Source organism: Blautia sp. OM07-19 (assembly GCF_003481595.1).
In the GTDB taxonomy this organism is placed as follows: domain Bacteria; phylum Bacillota; class Clostridia; order Lachnospirales; family Lachnospiraceae; genus Blautia_A; species Blautia_A intestinihominis.
Map to the genome: position 1 here is coordinate 498,311 of NZ_QULA01000001.1, position 19,440 is coordinate 517,750.

Here is a 19,440-nt window from a genome sequence, read left to right on the forward strand (position 1 = left end):
CTTGAATCCCCTGAAATTCAGGGGGTTTTTTTTGTATAAAAACACAGGATGTACAATAAATTTTTTTGGTGTCACCTGTCGAAAAATTTGCGTCTAGGAATTTCAAAAGATTTGTTGTATGATATAGAATGCGTAAGAAATCAAAAAGAAAGGGGACATCAGACCGTGGGGAAAAAAATGCTTTTTGTTTTTAATCCCAAAGCAGGAAAGGGCAGGATCAAGATGCACCTCCTGGATATCGTAGATATTTTCAGCGGACATGATTATGAAGTCATTATCCGTGCTACGCAGGCACCGCGTGATGCCTATGAAAAAGCCAAAGAATATGCAGATTCTGTTGATCTGATCGTATGCAGTGGAGGTGACGGCACTCTTGACGAAGTTGTTACCGGAATTATGGAAACAGGAAGCAATGTACCGATCGGATATATTCCTGCCGGAAGTACGAATGATTTTGCCAACAGTCTTTTTATGCCTAAGAATATGGTCAAAGCGGCAGAGATGATTACGAAAGAAGAACTTTATCACTGTGACATCGGCAGATTTAATCAGCAGACATTTGCATACGTTGCTGCTTTTGGACTTTTTACAGATGTGTCCTATGAGACAGATCAGGATCTCAAGAATGTTCTTGGACATGTGGCATACATTCTGGAAGGTGTAAAGCGTCTTTTTGACATCAAGTCTTATCATATGAAGGTTACTTCAGATGAACTTGAGGTGGAAGATGATTTTATCGTCGGAATGGTAACAAATTCCAGATCTGTAGGTGGATTTAAGAATCTTACCGGGAAGAATGTCGATATGAATGATGGACTCTTTGAGGTGACACTGATCGTGAATCCAAAGAATCCGCTGGAACTGCAGGAGATCATTACAGCTCTTGTAATGGCAGAGGACAATACGGATCTTGTATATTCCTTCAAGACCAGGAAGCTTACGATCGAGGCAGAAGAAGAAGTCCCATGGACTCTGGATGGAGAATTTGGCGGCGACCACAGGATCATAGAGATTGAGAACCGTCATAAGGCACTGAATCTTTATCTTAAGAGTACCAAAAATTAAACTGTCAAGAAACAATTAATAGAAATACAATCAAAGGAGAAACAGAATGTCAGATTACGTGAATGTAACAGAACTTTTTGGATGCGATGTATTCAATGATTCTGTCATGGAAGAACGACTCCCGAAGAAAGTTTACAAAGAACTCAAAAAAACCATCGAGGAAGGCAAGGAGCTTTCACCGGAAGTAGCAGATGTCGTTGCTCATGAGATGAAGGAATGGGCAATCGAGAAAGGTGCGACACATTACAGCCACTGGTTCCAGCCACTGACAGGTGTGACAGCAGAGAAGCACGATGCTTTTATCACAGCACCGAAGGAAAATGGCAAGGTTCTTATGAGCTTTTCAGGTAAAGAACTGATCAAAGGAGAATCCGATGCATCTTCTTTCCCGTCAGGTGGACTTCGTGCTACATTTGAGGCGAGAGGTTATACAGCGTGGGACTGCACTTCACCGGCTTTTGTACGTCATGATGCCGCAGGCGGCACACTTTGCATTCCGACTGCATTCTGCTCCTATACAGGAGAGGCACTGGACCAGAAGACACCGCTTCTCCGCTCTATGGAAGCGATCAATACACAGGCATTACGTCTCATCAGACTTTTTGGAAATACCACATCTAAGAAAGTAACTCCGTCTGTCGGTGCAGAGCAGGAATACTTCCTCGTAGATAAGGAAAAATGGCTTCAGCGAAAAGACCTTACATATACAGGAAGGACTCTGTTTGGAGCAATGCCTCCGAAGGGACAGGAGATGGACGACCATTATCTTGGAACCATCCGTCAGAGGATTTCCGCTTATATGAAAGAAGTCAACGAAGAATGCTGGAAACTGGGCGTGACAGCCAAGACACAGCACAACGAAGTTGCACCGGCACAGCATGAGCTGGCTCCGATCTATGCACCGGCAAACATCGCAGCAGACCATAACCAGATCATGATGCGCATCCTCAAGAAAGTAGCGAGCCGTCACGGTATGCGCTGCCTGCTCCATGAGAAACCATTCGCAGGAGTCAATGGTTCCGGTAAGCACAATAACTGGTCCCTGACTACAGATGACGGGATCAACCTTCTGGATCCTGGCAAGACACCGCATGAGAACGTTCAGTTCCTTCTCGTCCTGACCTGTATCCTCAAGGCTGTAGATACACATGCAGACCTTCTCCGTGAGTCCGCGGCAGATGTCGGAAACGACCAGAGACTTGGTGGAAACGAAGCACCGCCGGCAGTGATCTCTGTATTCCTTGGCGAGCAGCTTGGTGATGTCCTGGATCAGCTTATCAGCACAGGAACAGCCACACACAGCAAGAAGGGAACCATCCTGGAGACAGGTGTCAAGACTCTTCCGGACTTCATGAAGGACGCAACGGACAGAAACCGTACTTCACCGTTCGCTTTTACCGGAAACAAGTTCGAATTCCGTATGGTGGGCTCCAGAGACTCTATCTCTGAATGCAACGTCGTACTGAATACGATTGCAGCCGAGGCTTTCAAAGAAGCCTGCGACCGTCTGGAAGCAGCCGAGGACTTTGATATGGCAGTCCATGATCTGATCAAGGAATACGCGATCGATCATCAGAGGATCGTATTCAACGGCAACGGATATGCTCCGGAATGGGCAGAGGAAGCGAAACGCCGCGGACTTCCGAACCTTCCATCCATGGTAGATGCGATCCCGGCACTCACCACAGATAAAGCTGTGAAACTGTTCGAGGAATTCCATGTATTTACCAGAACAGAGCTGGAATCCCGTGCAGAGATCCAGTACGAGATCTATGCAAAAGCGATCAACATTGAAGCCAAGACCATGATCGACATTACAACCAAGCAGATCATCCCGGCAGTGATCAGATATACGACTGTACTGGCAGATTCCATCAATGCCGTACAGGCAGTCGGTGCGATCGATGTGAGCGTACAGCTTGACCTTCTCAAGAAATGCTCTGCACTTCTCAAGAGCACCAACAGCGCAATGAACAAACTTTCTAAGGCAGTAGCCAAAGTTCCGGAGATCCCGGAGGGAAGAGAACGCGCCGTATACTGCAAGGACACTATCACAAAAGCAATGGAAGAACTGCGTACACCGGTGGATGAACTGGAAATGCTGGTTGACAAGGAAATGTGGCCGATGCCTTCCTACGGCGATCTGATCTTTGAAGTATAAGATTTTCGGGAGTACTTATAAATGGAAGAATTAAGATTTCTGGAGGAACAGAATGTTTCTCCAGAACTGATAAAAAGAGTCGAAGAATTCAGACAGGCTTATCCGGTAAAGGAAGAAGCAGCAGGAAGGATCACGAAACCTTCCATACCTTTCTATGGAAAGGAGATCCTGGAGATGGCGATCGCAGCCATCCTCCAGGGTCAGAACCTGCTCCTGACCGGACCGAAAGCGACCGGCAAGAATATCCTTGCCGAGAACCTGGCATATATTTTTAACCGTCCGTCTTACAATGTATCGTTTCACGTAAATACCAACAGTGGTGATCTGATCGGAACGGATACTTTTGAGGACAACGAAGTGAAGCTTCGCAAGGGAAGTATCTACCGCTGTGCAGAATATGGCGGATTCGGTATCCTGGACGAGATCAATATGGCAAAAAACGACGCAGTTTCTGTGCTTCATGCGACACTGGACTACCGCCGTTCCATCGATGTGCCGGGATATGACAAGATAGACCTTCATCCGGCAGCGCGGTTTATCGGAACGATGAACTATGGATACGCAGGAACCAAGGAGCTGAACGAAGCTCTGGTTTCCCGTTTCCTCGTGATCGATATGCCGGCGCAGACAGAGGAAACACTTCGTTTTATTTTTAAAGAAATGTTCCCGGATGCAAAGGAAAAAGCCATTGAGCAGTTTACCGGACTGTTCCTGGATCTCCAGCTCAAAGCACTGAACAGTGAGATCTCCACGAAGGCGCTGGATCTTCGAGGACTTCTGGCGGCAATGAAGATCATCAAAGTCGGACTTTCTCCGCCCCTTGCAGTGCAGATGGGAATCGTGAACAAGACGTTTGATGTCTTTGAGAAGGAAATCGTGGAGGACGTTGTACATACGAGGATTCCGGCAGAATGGATCAGAGAGGATGTCTATGAATAAAGAAGAAACACTGGAAATAGAGGACAGCCGTCTGGAACTCGAGAACCGGATCCGAAATCTTCTGTGGACAGTCAGCGGTGATTATAAACTGGATATGAAACCGGATGTTTCACTTTTTCTCCGCTCGAAGGCGATTGCCCTTTATGACGGAATCAAACAGGGAGCCCTGGCAAGATTTTATGATAAAGATCTTCTGGGGCTTTATCTCGTCAAAAAAGTATTTCTGCAGGCTGACGAAGGCGAACTGACTGCTGTTGCACAGCTCTGCATCGAGGAGGCGATCGGAGAAAAGATCTGTGAGGAACGCCCGGGCATCCGGAACATGCAGAGAGAGGCTTTTGAGGATATTCTGGATCAGGAGTTCGAGAAGATGCCGTCACAGGCAGACTTTCTGGGAAGACTGAAGGTCGCGGTGCTCCGCAGGAGACTGGACGGAGGCGTATACAGAGTCGAACAGAAACTTCAGCCGTTTATGGATCTGGTGATCCGTTCCGGCGAGGCAGAGGATACGATGGAACTGATCCGCTGCATCGATGAACTGTATAATTCCATGATCGACCCGGCATTTGAACAGCGGCGAGGCAGTCTGGAACGTGTAATGGCGGTTACACTGGAAGAACTTACAGAATTTTCCTGGGAAGATTTTCTCTCTGAGGAGATGTATGAGGAAGCACTTGAGAGTTATGTCGAGAAACTGACGACCAACATGGCAGGCATGGAGGACCGCTCCGTGACAGAAGAGATGGAGCAGAAACGCCAGAAAAAGAAAAACATCACAGTAGTCACTCCCGAAATGCTGGAAAAAGCCTACACCTATGTAGAACTGAACTACGGCAGAACCTATTTAAGCGAAGCAGAGGAAAAAAAGATCAACTATCTGATGTGCCGGGGCGTTCACAGCGACTGCAGCCTTTATTTCACAGAGGGAGTCCTTAAGAATCCGGTAAAACGAAATTACCAGTATGAATACGCGAAGCGCCTGCGGAACAAGAATATCTGGCTGTACCATGACAAGCACCGTATCGTGAAGCGGAATATTTCTGTGCTGACAGATACACTCCGCAAATCTCTTGTCCTCAGAAGTGAGACACAGACAGTCCTTTCTGACCGCGGACAGATCGTACCATCGAGGCTGTGGCGGGTCGGACGAAGCCAGGATGCGAAACTTTTTGAAAGAGAGCTCAAGGCGGATGCGTCAGATTTCGTAGTGGATGTACTGATCGATGCGAGCGGTTCGCAGATGAGCCGGCAGGGAGAGGTGGCGCTTCAGGCATATATCATCAGCGAAGCCTTAAGCAATGTCGAAATCCCTCACAGAGTGATGAGTTTCTGCACATTCTGGGATTATACGATCCTTCACCGGTTCCGGGAATACGATGACCCGCGGTCAGCGAATGAGAATATTTTTAATTATGTAACATCTTCCAACAACAGGGACGGACTGGCGATCAAGACCGCCGGATACGGACTTCTCGCAAGAGAAGAGGAAAAAAAGATCCTGATCGTTTTGAGCGACGGCAAGCCTTACGATGTGCTGGTGAACCGTCCGAATGCGAGAAATCCGAAACCATATCAGGGAAAAGAAGCGATCGCGGATACCGCAACGGAGATCCGCCGTCTGAGGAATCTGGATGTCAGCGTCCTGGGTGTTTTTGCAGGAGAGGAGAAGGACCTTGCCACGGAAAAAAAGATCTTCGGCAAGGATTTTGCCTATATCCGTAATATCAAAAATTTCTCGAAGATTGTCGGAAGGTATCTGACAAAACAGCTGGAAACTGATGGATAATAGACAGAAATGTGCAAAATTTCCAAAAAGAGTAAAATAAGACGAACGAAAATATAAAAATTTCATAAAATCGCCCTTGCTAATACAACCAAAGTCGGTTATAATAGTCTGAGGTTCATATACCAATAAAAACAAGGGAGAGGAAATCAATGAACGAGAACAAAGAGTTCAAGCCGTATATTCCTGCTGAGAAAGTCACAGCAGAGATGACGGTAACATCAGTGATCATGGGTGTCATCCTTGCTATCGTATTTGGTGCTGCTAACGCGTACCTCGGACTTCGTGTCGGTATGACTGTTTCTGCATCTATTCCGGCAGCAGTTATTTCTATGGGTGTTATCCGTGTCATCATGAAGAAAAACTCCATTCTGGAGAGTAACCTGGTACAGACCATCGGTTCCGCCGGTGAATCACTTGCAGCAGGTGCTATCTTCACAATGCCTGCTCTTTTTTTATGGGCAGAAGAAGGTCTCTGTGACAAACCGAGTCTGGTTGAGATCACTCTGATCGCACTTTGCGGTGGTATCCTTGGTGTACTTTTCATGGTACCGCTTCGTAACGCTCTTATCGTAAAAGAGCACGCAACACTTCTCTATCCGGAAGGAACTGCCTGCGCAGACGTACTTCTTGCCGGTGAAGAGGGTGGAGCTAATGCATCTACTGTATTCTCAGGAATGGGACTTGCAGCAGTATTCAAATTTGTAGTAGACGGTCTGAAGGTGATCCCGGCAGACGTTTCTGCAGCATTTACATCCCTCAAGGGTGAGATCGGTATGGAAGTATATCCGGCACTTCTTGGTGTTGGTTATATCGTAGGACCGCGTATCGCATCCTTCATGTTCGTAGGTTCACTTGTAGGATGGATGGTCATCATCCCGATGATCTGTCTGTTCGGACCAGACACATGGCTGTATCCGGCAGCGCAGGGAACTACAATCGCTGACCTGTATGCAAACGGCGGAGCAGCTGCAATCTGGAGCACATACGTTAAATACATCGGAGCTGGTGCTATCGCTACTGGTGGTATCATTTCCCTGATCAAATCCCTGCCGCTGATCATCAGCACATTCCGTGATTCCATGAAGAGCATGAAGGGCGGATCTGTTAAGGGAACAGCAAGAACTGACCAGGACCTTCCGATGAACTTTATCCTGATCGGAATCATTGCAATGGTAGTTATCATCTGGGCTGTACCGGCTATCCCGGTTAACCCGCTTGGTGCACTCCTTATCGTAATCTTCGGATTCTTCTTTGCAACTGTATCTTCCCGTATGGTAGGTATGATCGGTAGCTCCAACAACCCGGTTTCCGGTATGGCGATCGCTACACTTCTGATTTCCACAATGGTGATCAAAGGAAGCGGACAGACTGGAATCGATGGTATGAAAGCAGCTATCGCTATCGGTTCTGTTATCTGTATCATCGCAGCTATCGCTGGTGATACTTCTCAGGACCTTAAGACAGGATTCCTTCTTGGAGCAACTCCTAAGACACAGCAGATCGGTGAGCTGATCGGTGTTGTTGCTTCCGGTCTTGCAATCGGTGGTGTTCTTTACCTTCTGGATGCAGCATGGGGATACGGCGGAGCAGAAGTTCCGGCTCCGCAGGCAGGACTTATGAAGATGATCGTTGAGGGTATCATGGGAGGAAACCTTCCTTGGACACTCGTATTCATCGGAGTATTCCTTGCAATCGGTATGGAAATCCTGAGAATCCCGGTAATGCCATTCGCAATCGGTCTCTACCTTCCAATCTACCTGAACGCAACCATCATGATCGGTGGTGTTGTTCGTATGCTGATGGATGGCAGAAAGAACGTTGATGAGAACACAAAGAACGATCAGGTTACAGACGGTACTCTGTACTGTGCTGGTATGATCGCCGGTGAGGGTCTTGTTGGTATCGCACTTGCGATCCTTGCAGTTGCAGGTGTCAGCCTGGATATCTCTGGTGTTGCTAACTTTGGTAACATCGGTGGTGTTATCCTCATGGTTATCATGATCCTTACACTGCTTAAATTCTCCTTATGGAAAAAGAAAAAAGCCTGATGAAAAAACAGAATAAAAAAAGCAAAAAAGAAGTTTTGGATATCAACTATCTGGATCTGATCCCGGTGCGCGCAGAGGAACTTCAGTGGTTTACAGACCGCAGGGACCGTATCGTGCTCAAAGTCGAGAATACAGGGTTGTTCAACAAGATTGCCCAGAAGGTATTCAACAAACCGCAGTTCACCAAGGTACATCTGGATCAGCAGGGGACATTTATCTGGCCTCTGATCGATGGAGAACGTACCGTTGCTGATATCGCAGCACTGGTCAAGGACGAGTTCGGGGAGGCAGCAGAGCCGCTTTATCCGAGAATCGTCAAATATTTCCAGATCGTTGAGAGCTATCATTTCATAAAATTTGCAAACAAGCCTTCCAAGTAGGGCACACTAAGAACGGGAAACAGCCAAATCGCTGTATCCCGTTCTTTTGGGTTAAGGGATACTTTATTACAGTACAGCGATAGGAGAGTAGAAAGGAGAACTTATGAAAATTACGGGCAAAAAACCATGGTATATGGAATATCTGCTGATCATCGTTGGAACCGCACTGATGGCAACTGCGATCACTTCCTGTTTTGATGCGGCAGGATTGGTAACGGGAGGCTTTTCAGGCATTTCAATCCTGGTCAAAGCAGGAACAAAGAGTTTATACGGAAATGGAATTCCTCTCTGGGTAACAAACCTTGTATTAAACATTCCGGTGTTTCTTCTCGCAGCCAAAATAAAAGGAATTGCCTTTGTAAAAAAAGCACTTCTGGGAGATCTCTCTCTGACTGTCTGGCTGGCAGTCCTTCCGGCATGGAAACTGTCCGGAGATTTTCTTCTCGTGGCATTATATGGAGGTCTTTTGCAGGGTGTAGGGATCGGTCTTGTGTTCCTTGGGGGAGGAACGACAGGCGGGACCGATCTTCTTGCAGCAATCATCCAGAACTTTATGAGACATTATTCGATCGCGCAGATCATGCAGTTTGTTGACGGAGCAGTTGTATTGGTCGGCATGTATGTATTTGGGGTAGAGCGCGCACTTTATGCGATCATTGCAGTATATCTCGTCACAAAAGTATCCGACGGCATCATCGAAGGTCTTAAATTCTCCAAATCTGTCTACATCATCACAGAGAAGCCGGATGAAGTTTCACGCATGGTAATGGAGGATCTTGACCGCGGAATTACCGGAATCTCTGCGAGGGGAATGTATTCCGGACAGGATAAACTGATGCTTTTCTGCGTAGTCGGAAAGAAAGAACTGGTACATCTCAAGGAAATGATCGATGAGATCGACCCGAATGCGTTCGTGATCGTTGGGGATGCGAGAGAGGTCCATGGCGAAGGATTCCTCGAAAAATAGCAAAAATAAACAAAAAGTTGTAAAAAAGTTGTGTTTTCCTCTTTTATTTTTGGTGATTTTGTATTAAAATATAGTAAATATTCAGGTTGATATGGGGATAGCAAGAGAAAACGCACAATAAGCGAGAAGGGATGTAGGCAGATGATATCAAATCAGGTACTTCAGAATACACTGGAAGGATTAAAGGAAATCTCCAGGACAGAATTCTGCATTATTGACACCGAGGGAAAGGTGCTCGCAACGACATTTTCAGATTTTTCAATACAGCAGGGAGACATCCAGGCATTTGTAGAATCCCAGGCTGACAGTCAGCTCGTCAAGGGATTCCAGTATTTCAAGGTCTGTGACGACTATCAGTTGGAATATATTCTGGTCGCTCATGGAGACGATGAGGACACCTATATGATCGGTAAACTGGCAGCGTTCCAGATCCAGAATCTGATCGTTGCATATAAGGAAAGATTTGACAAGGACAGCTTTATCAAGAACCTTCTTCTTGATAACCTGCTCCTCGTAGATATTTACAACCGCGCCAAGAAACTGCACATCGATGCAGATGTACGCCGTGCAGTTATGATTCTGGAACTTCAGCAGGAGAAGGATCACAGTTCCATGGAGAGCGTGAAGAGTTTCTTCGGCGGCAAGAGCAAGGACTTTATTACTGCTGTTGATGAGAAGAGCATCATTATCGTCAAGGAACTTGAGGAGGGAGAGGGATATGCAGACCTGGACAAACTGTCTCATGCGATCCTTGATACTCTCGGACTGAACCAGAACGAAGAAACACATATCGCATATGGAACGATCGTAAATGAACTGAAGGAAGTTTCCCGTTCCTATAAGGAAGCAAGAATGGCACTTGATGTAGGTAAGATCTTCTTTGGAGAGAAGGATGTCATCGCATACAGCTCTCTTGGAATCGGCCGTCTGATCTACCAGCTTCCAATTCCGCTGTGTAAGATGTTCATCAAGGAAATCTTTGAGAACAAATCACCAGATGACTTCGATGAGGAAACTCTGGTCACCATTGACAAGTTCTTCGAGAACAGCCTCAATGTTTCCGAGACATCCAGACAGCTTTACATCCACAGAAACACTCTGGTATACCGCCTGGACAAACTCCAGAAGAGCACAGGCCTTGATCTTCGTGTGTTTGAGGATGCAATCACATTTAAGATCGCACTGATGGTTGTAAGATACATGAAGTATATGGAGACACTTGAGTACTAAAATCGTGAAAATTTTATGAATTCAACAAAAATACTTGAATTCTGCCAAAAGATATGTTACAACAATGTTACAAAAACATTAAACTATTTATGCAGCAAAATGCGTGAAATGCTGCCGGAGATTCTGGCAGCATTTTTTGCGCAAGAAGGAGGAACGGATGATTGATCTGATAGATGTGAGCAAATCATATGGCAAAGGGCTTCCGGCCGTTAACCATGTGAATCTGCATGTTGATAAAGGTGAGTTCGTGTTTGTTGTAGGAAGCAGTGGATCCGGTAAGTCTACCCTGATCAAGCTTCTTATGAAAGAACTGGACTGCACCAGCGGTCAGCTGATCGTAAGTGGTGAGCGTCTCGAGAAGATGAAACACCGCCGTGTAGCGAAATATCGTCGTAAACTGGGCGTTGTGTTCCAGGATTTCAGACTTCTCAAGGACCGCAACGTATATGAGAACGTAGCTTTTGCACAGCGCGTTATTGGAAGATCGACCAAGGTGATCCGCAAGCGTGTGCCGGAAGTACTGCAGGAAGTCGGACTTGCCGAGAAATACAAATCTTTTCCGGATGAGCTGTCCGGTGGTGAGCAGCAGAGAGTTGCCCTCGCGAGAGCACTCGTAAACCGCCCGGACATCCTTCTCGCAGACGAGCCGACAGGAAACCTCGACCCTAAGACTTCTGAGGAGATCATGAAACTTCTGGAGCAGATCAACGAGAAAGGCACGACGGTACTGGTGGTAACACATAACAAAGAAATCGTAAATGCGATGAAGAAACGAGTACTTACGATGCATGATGGTGTGATCGTCAGTGACGAAAAAGAAGGAGGATATCATGAGGCCTAGTACAATCTGGTATACTCTGAAACAGGGTATTATAAACATAAAGAGAAACTGGATGTTTTCACTGGCATCCATCCTGACCATGGCAGCCTGCATCTTCCTGGTAGGAGTTTTTTATTCAATGGTGACAAACGTCAATAATATTGCACATAAGGTGGAACAGGAAGTTCCGGTCACCGTATTCTTTGATGAAGGAACCACAGAGGAGCAGATGCAGGAAGTAGGCAATCTGATCCAGGCGCGTCCGGAAGTGGAGAGAATTGAATTTGAATCCGCAGACGAGGCATGGCAGAAATTTAAAGATCAGTATTTCCAGGGTTCTGATGCGGCAAATGGATTTAAGGATGACAACCCGCTGGTAAACTCGTCCAACTATCAGGTCTACCTCAATCAGATCGAGAAGCAGACAGAACTGGTTGCCTACATACAGGGACTGGATCATGTGCGTGATGTAGAGCAGTCAGAAAAAGCAGCCAACACACTTGGAAACTTTAACAAGCTGGTATCTTACGCATCTATGATCATCATTGCGATCCTTCTGGTCATTTCTATCTTCCTGATCAGCAACACGGTTTCTGTTGGTATTGCAGTCCGTAAGGAAGAGATCGGGATCATGAAGTACATCGGTGCGACAGACGGTTTTGTACGGGCACCGTTCCTGCTGGAAGGTATGGTACTTGGAGTGATCGGCGCGGCAATTCCGCTTACCGCCTTATATTTCATTTACAACACAACAGTAGAATACATTCTGACACGTTTCAATGTCCTCACAGGAGTGGTAGACTTTATTCCGGTATGGAAAATTTACCAGACACTGCTTCCTATGGGACTGGCACTTGGAATCGGAATCGGCCTGATCGGAAGTTTCCTGACTTCAAGAAAGCATTTAAGAGTATAAATATAAATATCTGAATATCTGATATGCGGCGTATGAAGCTGAGCCTCTTAAGCTGAGGACAGAACTCATAGGCCGCATATCTTGTTACATTGCATGTTGAGGAGCGCCAGCGGTGCGTTCTCTGATTTCGGGGAAAGGTGAATAATAAGATGAAACACGGGACATACATGAAGGGCGTGGCAACGGGAGTTGTTCTGACAATACTTGCAGGAGGCGGTATCAGGGCAGTACAGTTTTACCGTTCGGGAGAGATCCTTTCAGATGTATCTTTTACACAGAAAGTAAAATATCTGGAAAATATGATCGACGAGGAATATCTGGGAGATATCAGTACAGATGATCTGAAGGAAGGGGTGTATGCCGGACTGATCTACGGGCTGGATGATGTGTATTCCAGGTATTATACGAAAGAACAATACGATCAGGAAAATGCAACAACAGAAGGATCCTACGTTGGAATCGGAGTATCCATGCAGCAAAATGCGGCCGGTGGAGTGCAGATCGTGGAGTGTTATAAGGGAAGTACTGCAGAAGAAGCGGGAATCAAAGCTGGTGATGTGATCACCGCAATTGACGGAGAGGATATCACAGATGCAGAATTAAGTGATGTTGTTTCTATGATAAAGAAAAAGCAGGACGAAGACGTTGTCCTCACTGTACAGAGGCAGGGAGAGGATACACAGGAGATCACTGTCAAAGTAAGCGACGTGGAACTTCCATCTGTTTTCGGAGAGATGCTGGACGAAAATACCGGATATATTCAGATCACAGAATTTAAGGGCGTGACGGCGCAGCAGTATGAGGAAACGTTTGCAGACCTTAAAGATCAGGGAATGACCAGACTGATCGTTGATCTTCGAGACAACCCGGGAGGCCTTCTGAATATTGTCTGCGACATTCTGAGAGATATCCTTCCGGAAGGTCTGATTGTCTATACAGAAGACAAAAACGGAAACCGGAGCGAGGAAACCTGCGATGGCAAAAATCCTCTGGACATGTCACTTGCGGTCCTTGTCAACGGAAACAGTGCCAGTGCGTCTGAAATCTTTGCAGGAGCAGTCAAGGATTATGGAATCGGAACGATCGTAGGAACGACGACTTACGGCAAGGGCGTGGTGCAGTCGATCCGTCAGTTAAGTGACGGAAGTGCAGTAAAGCTGACCGTGGCAAATTATTATACGCCGAATGGAAATTCAATCAACAAGACAGGAATTGAGCCGGATGTGGAAGTGGAACTGGATGCATCTCTCGTAAACGAAACAGAGATCAGCCATGATGAGGACAACCAGCTTCAGGAGGCACTGAAGGTCCTGAATGACAAAAATTAAGTGGTGCAATGATGCCGGGTATGATAAAATAACAATGTAACCAGAGTCTGAAACATGGTGAGAAGCCGGAAAGGACCAGCTATGAACGATTATATGATCACAACAGACAATAATGCCGACCTTCCAGAGGATTTTTATAAGAATCATGAGGTGGGCTGCACATACTTAAGCTATACCCTGGAGGGAAAGGAATACACAGAGGGAAATTTCCTTCCGGTGGAAGAATTTTATAATAAAATGCGTGCAGGAAGTATGCCGACAACATCACAGGTCAATCCAGAGAGTGCCAGAGCACTTTTTGAGCCGTATCTTAAAGACGGGAGAGATATTCTGCACATTGCGTTTTCTTCGGGTCTTAGCGGTACGTTCAACAGCTGCCGGATCGCGGCAGAAGAACTGATGCAGGAATATCCCGGACGGCGTGTTCTGGTGCTGGATTCATTATCGGCATCTCTTGGACAGGGACTTTTGGTTTATCTTGCACAGGAGCGCAAGGAGAGGGGCGGCAGTATAGAGGATGTTGCGAATTGGGTTGAGACACACAAAAGAAATATTGTGCATCTTTTTACGGTAGATGATCTGGATCATCTTTATCGTGGCGGCCGGGTATCCAGAACTACTGCGTTTCTGGGAGGAATGTTGAATATCAAGCCAATTCTCCATGTGGATGATGCAGGAAAGCTGATTCCGATAGGAAAAGTACGGGGAAGGAAAAAATCTCTTCTCGAACTCGCAGATCTGATGGATCGTAAGATTGGAAGTTATGCAAAATCATGTAATATGATTTTTATCAGTCATGGGGACTGCCGTGAAGAAGCAGAATTTCTTGCCCGTAAAATCAAACAAAAATATCAGATCACAACAGAACTGATTAATGATGTCGGAGCAGTAATCGGGGCGCATTCCGGTCCTGGAACAATGGCATTGTTTTTTGTAGGCGATGTAAGATAAATGTAACAAATTTAAAAGAAATGTAAAAAATACTTGTTTTTTTTATAGAAATTTATTACAATATTCCGTGGAGAAGTTGACAGACAGAACAAAAACCAGTGGGGTATTGGAAAGGAACAGAATATGAAAAGAGCAAGGTTACATAAACGATGCAAGATGTATGGACTTTCAGTGCTTTTTATGCTGACACTGCTATTGGGAAGCGGAGTATCTGTAAATGCGGCATCCAGCATTATGAATCAGACAGTTAAGACATCTATAACTGCTTCAGGGACACGTGCACTGAAAATTCAGTGGAACAGGATTTCAGGTGCTAGTGGCTACACTATATATCGAAGAGAGTCTCTGAGAAAACCTTTTAAGATTTACCGTAAGGTAACATCAGGAAGTACAACATCTTACCTGGACAGAAGTCTTCCGGTGGCAAAAACCTATCAGTATGCAGTAAGAGCATACCGCAGAGAAAATGGAAAATACGTTTTCAGTAAATATACTGCCGTTCTCGGAGCAACCAGACCAGATGGAACATCATCAACAATTAAAGCGGCATCCAGCAGCCAGATCAATATTGCGTGGAAGGCTGTAAGCAGAGCAGACGGATATCGTATTTACCGGAAGGCAAACAACGGAAACTGGAGTCTGGCAGCAGATGTCGGTTCTTCAAAAACATTTTACACAGATAAGAAAGTATCCGCAGGTACAAAGTACGTATATACGGTAAGACCTTACAAAAAAGCCGGAAATGTAAAATATCTTGGTACTTTAAAGCAGAGCAATACAGTGACAACTCCAAAAATCTCTTCTTCTAATTCAAAGTTCAGCAGCAGCCAGAAGGAAGTCATGAAGAAAATCCTCTATGCTGTAGAGACTGGCGGACAGGTGTATGGAAATCAGGATTACAGTGATTTTACAGAGGCATTTACAAACAGTAAGACAGAATATGCGATTACGATAGGAGCCGGTCAGTGGTATGCAACTGAGGCACAGAGACTTCTGAAACTGATTCATACAACGAGCCCGAAGACATACAAGAAATACGATTCCAAGAATGAAGTATGGAATGATGTTGTAAATGCAGACTGGTCAAAGTATAGACTTGAGAAAAAAGACAAAAAAGATAAAAACAAAATACAGATAATAATAAATCTGATCAGTTCACCGGCAGGAATTAAATGTCAGGATTATCTGATGTATAAGCAGATTGAGGAGTATGAAGCAGAGGTACGAAATCTTGGGGTTAAAGATGCAAAGGCAGTGGGTGAATGCATTAATATCCGGCATCAGGGCGGTTATGGAGCAGTAACCAGAATTCTTGGTAAAACCCGGGGTGAGTATACCCTTGACAATATCTACAAGGCTATGAGGACAGATACAGGAGGTCAGGTAGGAACCTATAAGACCCGTCAGCAGAAAGTATATACCTGGCTTAAGACATACATGAAGTAAATAAACATCCGAAGTGATCGGCTCTGCAGGGAGCCGATCATTTTTTTCGACAAATATCGTTGCATGAATGAGAAAACCGATGCTATAATATATGCAGACTAACTGTCGAAATGGCAGGAAATCATAGGTTCGGAAAGAGCGAGGAAAATACAAATGATCTTGACAGAGGACAAAACATATACCATGTCACTGGAGACCGAGGATAACAGCAGTGACAGTGTACTGACAAACAAAACCGTTGAACTGGAGTTTTCAAACAAAGAACTCCTTCATGCGATCATCACCTGTGGAATGCCGATCCAGAGACTGACTGCGGCATATCCTGAGAAACGCAGACTGGAAGTCCTTTATAAGCTGTTTCTTGTGGAGACTGCACTGGATACAGAGGGAGACAGGCTCAAGAAGGCCAGGAAGATCGCTTACCTGGATTCTTCGGAGAAGAGTGTTATTTCCTATTATATGGGCATGTTTTTTACAAAGATGATCAGCAGCCGGCTGTATGGAACAGATTATCTTACACAGCTGAACCTGATCCGTAAGCCGGATGAGAAAGAGTTTATTGATTTCTTTGCAAGCGAGTGGAGACCGGAGATGATCGGTTATCGTCCTGGCGCACAGACCTGGAGCGTGTGGGAAGCCAAGGGCGGCAGTAACCGCAGGGAACAGGCACTCAAGAAGGGTGCACAGCAGCTGGAAGCGATCGGCACGGTAAATGGAGCCGGACCAGATCCGGGAGTTGTCTGCATGACATATTATGATCATGGATATTTATGTGGGATCTTAAGAGAACCGGAAGGTGATACCGAGGGCGAAAAGATTGTATTTACACCGGAAGAATTCTACAGATCTTACTATAAACCAATCTGTGAGTTGTTCCTTGATAAAGAGAGTGGACTGAGATTTCATGATTCCAATGCGGAGATTGCGGTGACGATCCCATATTTCTCAGAGAAGTATGAAGAACCGGAGGAACGTAAGGTGCGTGTCGGGATCTCACGTAAACTTCTGCAGGCACTGATGGAAGAAGACTATTCCCGTGTTGCAGAGCTTGCGGGAGAACAGAACCTGACAGAATGCCCGGAGGGAGCATACCTTGGAGCAGACGGAATTTATATCAGATAGAAATATTTCCCAAAAGAAAAGAGGACTTTGCTTTGTGCAGAGTCCTCTTTGTGTTGTAATTAATCTTTCTTTTTCCATTCACGCCATTTTTTCATGGCCTCCGGATTCTGCTGTTCCAGGCGTTCTTCCAGACGTTTGCGGTTCTGCTCCAGCTTGGAAGCAAGTTCCGGATGTTCTTCCAGAATCTTCTCACGGATACGGCTTCGGCGTTTCTCAATCAGTTCCAGGATATGTCCATGTTCTTTGTGCAGTTCTTCTGGAAGTTCATCGATATGCAGCTCAATTCGGTGCAGGATCTCATCTTCGTCCAGAGCACCAAAGGCATGCCAGTTTTCGAAATGCTCCCGGAGACCTTCGTCGGATAACTTCTCAACGTCAGGCATCTGATGGAGATGCTGGATGATCTGGTGAGTAGCTTCTTCCAGTTCCCGTACAGTATTGCTGCCAAATGCCCAGGCAAATTCTTCCAGTGTATTCTCTTCTTCGGCAGGAAGATGGGACTGGCTGCGGATCTGAGCCAGTTTTTTCTCCGTCTCCGGAATTTCCAGATCATAGGGTTTCTGGACATCGGCATCGTTAAGTGCGGCCAGGATAGTCCTGCGGACACAGCCTTCCTTGATAAGATGACCGATTCCGAGAGAGCACATCTGCTCATTCAGATTGGAAGAATGTTCCGTGATGTAGAACTGGATCCCTTTTTTCTTCATGCTTGAGGCAATGGCTTCCAGACGGTCAGCGGCTGTGATATCGATGGAGTTGATGGAAGATGCATCCACGATCATAACTTTCGTGTCTTCTTTTATGCTGTTTTCAAGGTCTTCCTGAAAGATCTTTACGTTGGCAAAGAAAAGATTTTCGCTGAAACGGTAGATCACGACATGCCGGATCGGGTAGGCGTGGCGGTTCCTCTGAAGGTCATAGTAGGCTTCTTTGCCGGGGATCATGCCTCGGAAAGAGCGCGGCGGGTTGGTTGCTTTGAGGATCACGGAAACAAAGGAAAGAAGGATTCCAATTATCACGCCGTAGATCGTGCCGAGGAATAAAACGCCCAGGCAGGCTGCCATGAAGATATAAAATTCATTGCGGCTGACTTTGAACAGACGGACCGCCAGATGCGTTTCCACGACATCCATCAGGGCAGAGATCACGATCGCGGTCAGGACAGGGACCGGCAGATAGCCGATGAAACCTGTAAAACCGGCAAGGAGGACTGCCATGACAAGACCGGCGGTCAGGGAAACGGCCTGCGAGGTTCCTCCGTACTGTTCGTTCATGGAAGTACGGGAAATACTTCCGTTTACCGGGCAGCAGCCAACAGCGGAGGCCGCGATGTTTCCAGCAGCACAGGCAAGGATTTCCTGGCGGTCGTTTAATTTGTAACCATTTTTGAAAGCAAAGTTATTTTCGGCAAGGAGAGTTTCTGCCATGATAACGACAGCGACCATCAGACCTCTTCCGACAACGTGTGTGAGCTGGATCCCTCCAAACTGCGGAAGGACCAGGGATGGAAGGCCTGGTTCAACTGCCTGGAGAAGAACGACACCGTGTTCGTCAACATGGAAAAGGCGTGTAGCGAGGACTCCAAGGATCATGATCACGATCGCCATAGGAAACTTCGGGAAAATCTTCTTAAAAATACGGATCAGAAGCAGCGCGCCGATCCCCATGCCAAGAGAGAGCCAGCTTATAGTTCTGACAGCGTGAAAAATATGTATAAGCAGTTCCAGGATCTCGCCGGAACCGGCAGAACTTCCCATAAGTTTGGGAATCTGCATAAAAATGATCGTAAGCGAGATACCACTGATGAACCCGCCCATGACTGGTGTGGAAATAAAATCCACAATACGGTCAGCATGCAGAAAATAAAACAAAAGAAGCCACAGACCGGCAAAAAGCGCGATCATCGGAACATATTTCATGGCATCCGGGGATTCCACAGCGATCCCAAGGGTGGAGAGTGCACTTCCTACGATCGCAGCAGGTGCGGCATCCACGCCAAAGATAAACTGCTTCGAGGTAGAAAAAAGCGCAAAGAACAGAATAGGAAAGACCGAACCATAGAGCCCGTATATGGCAGGAATTCCGGAAATCTGTGCATATCCCATGGAAATAGGAATCGACACGGCGGCAATGATAATGCCGGAAAAAATATCCCTGGGAAGATTTTTGAAATTATAATTTTTCAGGGTTGCAAATAACTGCAGGTTCATAGAGTTTCCTCCTTATTATATGGAACATATTGCTTTAAATTTTTTTACAGTATAGAATCTGGATAAATTTT

Annotated in this window: 15 protein-coding genes; 14 read left to right on the forward strand and 1 reads right to left on the reverse strand. The window is 46.0% G+C overall.

What is annotated here, in order from left to right; translation table 11 throughout:
- The first annotated feature begins 165 nt into the window (after positions 1 to 165).
- From DXC01_RS02225 to DXC01_RS02290, 14 genes are all read left to right on the forward strand, one after another.
- Positions 166 to 1,065, forward strand: a complete 900-nt coding sequence (locus DXC01_RS02225; RefSeq protein ID WP_118698110.1) for a diacylglycerol/lipid kinase family protein — start codon at positions 166 to 168, stop codon at positions 1,063 to 1,065.
- A 46-nt stretch (positions 1,066 to 1,111) separates the two neighbouring features.
- Entirely contained in the window at positions 1,112 to 3,226 is a 2,115-nt protein-coding gene (locus DXC01_RS02230; RefSeq protein WP_118698111.1) for a glutamine synthetase III family protein, read from the forward strand.
- 21 nt (positions 3,227 to 3,247) lie between these two features.
- Complete coding sequence (locus tag DXC01_RS02235; protein WP_118698112.1) at positions 3,248 to 4,165, forward strand: AAA family ATPase; 918 nt, start codon at positions 3,248 to 3,250, stop codon at positions 4,163 to 4,165.
- The gene (locus DXC01_RS02240; protein WP_022213922.1) at positions 4,158 to 5,951 is read left to right on the forward strand and encodes a cobaltochelatase CobT-related protein; all 1,794 of its coding nucleotides are present in this window, start codon (positions 4,158 to 4,160) and stop codon (positions 5,949 to 5,951) included. Before DXC01_RS02235 ends, DXC01_RS02240 begins: the two co-directional genes overlap by 8 nt.
- A 149-nt stretch (positions 5,952 to 6,100) precedes the next feature.
- Positions 6,101 to 7,999 carry an OPT family oligopeptide transporter gene (locus tag DXC01_RS02245; RefSeq protein WP_118698113.1) on the forward strand — a complete coding sequence of 633 codons (1,899 nt, stop codon included), beginning with the start codon at positions 6,101 to 6,103 and terminating at the stop codon, positions 7,997 to 7,999.
- Complete coding sequence (locus DXC01_RS02250) at positions 7,978 to 8,379, forward strand: PqqD family protein (protein WP_118251612.1); 402 nt, start codon at positions 7,978 to 7,980, stop codon at positions 8,377 to 8,379. Before DXC01_RS02245 ends, DXC01_RS02250 begins: the two co-directional genes overlap by 22 nt.
- 103 nt (positions 8,380 to 8,482) lie before the next feature.
- Positions 8,483 to 9,346, forward strand: coding sequence for a YitT family protein (locus DXC01_RS02255; RefSeq protein WP_118698114.1), 864 nt, complete (start codon positions 8,483 to 8,485; stop codon positions 9,344 to 9,346).
- A 141-nt stretch (positions 9,347 to 9,487) separates the two neighbouring features.
- Positions 9,488 to 10,576 carry a PucR family transcriptional regulator gene (locus tag DXC01_RS02260; protein ID WP_118251606.1) on the forward strand — a complete coding sequence of 363 codons (1,089 nt, stop codon included), beginning with the start codon at positions 9,488 to 9,490 and terminating at the stop codon, positions 10,574 to 10,576.
- Between the two features lie 157 nt (positions 10,577 to 10,733).
- Positions 10,734 to 11,417 carry a cell division ATP-binding protein FtsE gene (ftsE, locus tag DXC01_RS02265; protein WP_022213927.1) on the forward strand — a complete coding sequence of 228 codons (684 nt, stop codon included), beginning with the start codon at positions 10,734 to 10,736 and terminating at the stop codon, positions 11,415 to 11,417.
- A complete protein-coding gene (gene ftsX / locus DXC01_RS02270; RefSeq protein WP_022213928.1) occupies positions 11,407 to 12,312 on the forward strand; it encodes a permease-like cell division protein FtsX in 906 nt (301 codons plus the stop codon). The genes ftsE and ftsX overlap by 11 nt, the downstream gene beginning before the upstream one ends.
- 149 nt (positions 12,313 to 12,461) lie before the next feature.
- Entirely contained in the window at positions 12,462 to 13,640 is a 1,179-nt protein-coding gene (locus DXC01_RS02275) for a S41 family peptidase (protein WP_118698115.1), read from the forward strand.
- A gap of 81 nt (positions 13,641 to 13,721) precedes the next feature.
- Complete coding sequence (locus tag DXC01_RS02280) at positions 13,722 to 14,591, forward strand: DegV family protein (RefSeq protein ID WP_118698176.1); 870 nt, start codon at positions 13,722 to 13,724, stop codon at positions 14,589 to 14,591.
- 123 nt (positions 14,592 to 14,714) lie between these two features.
- Positions 14,715 to 16,037: a fibronectin type III domain-containing protein gene (locus tag DXC01_RS02285; protein WP_118698116.1), complete on the forward strand. Its 1,323-nt coding sequence runs from the start codon at positions 14,715 to 14,717 to the stop codon at positions 16,035 to 16,037.
- Positions 16,038 to 16,190: 153 nt separating this feature from the next.
- A complete protein-coding gene (locus tag DXC01_RS02290; RefSeq protein ID WP_022213932.1) occupies positions 16,191 to 17,159 on the forward strand; it encodes a hypothetical protein in 969 nt (322 codons plus the stop codon).
- A gap of 59 nt (positions 17,160 to 17,218) precedes the next feature.
- On the opposite strand, the gene DXC01_RS02295 is transcribed toward DXC01_RS02290, so the two are convergent.
- Positions 17,219 to 19,369, reverse strand: a complete 2,151-nt coding sequence (locus DXC01_RS02295) for a SulP family inorganic anion transporter (RefSeq protein ID WP_118698117.1) — start codon at positions 19,367 to 19,369, stop codon at positions 17,219 to 17,221.
- Positions 19,370 to 19,440: the final 71 nt, after the last annotated feature.

Bases quoted from the DNA above. Each gene is read 5' to 3' on its own strand.
- DXC01_RS02240 (WP_022213922.1), top strand. From the start codon at position 4,158: ATGAATAAAGAAGAAACACTGGAAATAGAGGACAGCCGTCTGGAACTC.
- DXC01_RS02280 (WP_118698176.1), top strand. From the start codon at position 13,722: ATGAACGATTATATGATCACAACAGACAATAATGCCGACCTTCCAGAG.
- DXC01_RS02260 (WP_118251606.1), top strand. From the start codon at position 9,488: ATGATATCAAATCAGGTACTTCAGAATACACTGGAAGGATTAAAGGAA.
- DXC01_RS02275 (WP_118698115.1), top strand. From the start codon at position 12,462: ATGAAACACGGGACATACATGAAGGGCGTGGCAACGGGAGTTGTTCTG.
- DXC01_RS02290 (WP_022213932.1), top strand. From the start codon at position 16,191: ATGATCTTGACAGAGGACAAAACATATACCATGTCACTGGAGACCGAG.
- ftsE (WP_022213927.1), top strand. From the start codon at position 10,734: ATGATTGATCTGATAGATGTGAGCAAATCATATGGCAAAGGGCTTCCG.
- DXC01_RS02255 (WP_118698114.1), top strand. From the start codon at position 8,483: ATGAAAATTACGGGCAAAAAACCATGGTATATGGAATATCTGCTGATC.
- DXC01_RS02245 (WP_118698113.1), top strand. From the start codon at position 6,101: ATGAACGAGAACAAAGAGTTCAAGCCGTATATTCCTGCTGAGAAAGTC.
- DXC01_RS02230 (WP_118698111.1), top strand. From the start codon at position 1,112: ATGTCAGATTACGTGAATGTAACAGAACTTTTTGGATGCGATGTATTC.
- DXC01_RS02250 (WP_118251612.1), top strand. From the start codon at position 7,978: ATGGAAAAAGAAAAAAGCCTGATGAAAAAACAGAATAAAAAAAGCAAA.
- DXC01_RS02235 (WP_118698112.1), top strand. From the start codon at position 3,248: ATGGAAGAATTAAGATTTCTGGAGGAACAGAATGTTTCTCCAGAACTG.
- DXC01_RS02285 (WP_118698116.1), top strand. From the start codon at position 14,715: ATGAAAAGAGCAAGGTTACATAAACGATGCAAGATGTATGGACTTTCA.
- DXC01_RS02295 (WP_118698117.1), bottom strand. From the start codon at position 19,369: ATGAACCTGCAGTTATTTGCAACCCTGAAAAATTATAATTTCAAAAAT.
- ftsX (WP_022213928.1), top strand. From the start codon at position 11,407: ATGAGGCCTAGTACAATCTGGTATACTCTGAAACAGGGTATTATAAAC.